The following is a 921-nucleotide window of genomic DNA, read 5'->3' as shown; positions in this document are numbered from 1 at the left end:
CATTTTGAGGCTGAATGGCATACGTCAAGTTATGCGGTGATAACTGCTTGGAACCCCTACAGTAATTTGCGGTCAAAGAAAGAGAACTGCATAAGTAATCAAGAGTTAGAAAAACAACTTAAACACGCGAATTACGTGCTCGTTAACGTAGGTGATCGCAGCTTTGAATGGTGTGAAGAGAGTTTTGCGGCGGATATATCATTAGAAGAGGCTGTGCGATTGGCAAAAGCGTTTCAACAAAATGCCATTTACTATGTGATAGATAGTGATCTTTACTTAGTTGCGTGCGCGGCACCGAGCAAAAAACACTGGCTAGGAAAAATTAACGACAGGCTCGTATAACAGGATATCTCTCGTTGGGGTTATGCCCGAGCGAGCAAATTCACGGAGGAAATATGAGAGACATAACACCAGATATTTGTGATCAATTTGAAGACCAAGTGACGTTGCTAAATTTACCGCTACAGAACTTTGGTCAACGTACCGCCTTTCATGGCGAAATTGTCACAGTGCGTTGCTATCACGATAATTCTAAAGTACGTGAAGTTCTAGAACAGGATGGCACTGGCAAAGTCTTGATTGTTGATGGACACGGTTCCTGCCAAAAAGCGCTGCTCGGTGATCAGCTGGCGATACTCGGTATCGAAAATGGTTGGGAAGGTATCATCGTGTACGGAGCGGTGCGTGATGTGGCACAAATGTCGCAAATGGACATAGGAGTGCAAGCGCTGGGTACATGTCCGTTTAAAACGGAAAAGCGTGGTGTGGGTGAAGTCAACGTGACGTTAACGATGCTGAACCAAATTGTTCAACCAAAGCATCATGTTTATGCCGATTGGAATGGGGTGTTGATTTCAAAAGAAGCACTCGATTTTTAGAATCGGAAACCTAAACCTACCTCAAAGCCTTGTTGCCAATCTT

The 921-nt window shown here is 44.1% G+C and carries 2 protein-coding genes; both read left to right on the top strand.

Annotated elements, in window-relative coordinates; translation table 11 throughout:
- Positions 1-342: DUF3293 domain-containing protein (locus R7190_RS26120; protein WP_318137709.1), on the top strand; the 342-nt coding region annotated here is incomplete at its 5' end.
- A gap of 53 nt (positions 343-395) precedes the next feature.
- Entirely contained in the window at positions 396-878 is a 483-nt protein-coding gene (locus tag R7190_RS26115) for a putative 4-hydroxy-4-methyl-2-oxoglutarate aldolase (protein WP_005460676.1), read from the top strand.
- Positions 879-921 lie beyond the last annotated feature (43 nt).

It is taken from the genome of Vibrio sp. 1078-1 (genome assembly GCF_033340475.1).
Note: the sequence above shows the minus strand (reverse complement) of the source record. Positions and strands in the feature narration are given on the sequence as shown.